1 protein-coding gene is annotated in these 241 nt (G+C 68.0%); it reads right to left on the reverse strand.

All coding sequences use genetic code 11. The annotated features are described in order from the left end of the window. The coding region (locus SB773_RS34220; protein WP_410594963.1) for a hypothetical protein at positions 1-241 on the reverse strand (241 nt) is incomplete at both ends.

Raw genomic sequence — 241 nt, forward strand, 5'->3', positions numbered from 1 at the left:
GCATCGATTCCACTGCCTCGGCGTCGCTCAGGTCGGCTCCCCGGTCCAGGGCCGGCGTTGCGAACAGCTGGCTGGCCGGGCCGATCAGGAGCCGGGTCCGCCCCTGCATCCCCTCGTCGGAGAGCGCCGGAACAGTGACCAGGTCGGACTTGTTCACGTCCGCGAGGGCTCGCGCGTACATCACGAGCGCGTCGCAGACGTCGTCGTCGAGGAAGATGTGTCCCCCCGCGTAGTACAACTT

Origin of the sequence: Bacillus sp. SIMBA_074 (assembly GCF_046534555.1) — a bacterium.
GTDB classification, from domain to species: Bacteria; Bacillota; Bacilli; order Bacillales; family Bacillaceae_G; genus Bacillus_A; species Bacillus_A mycoides.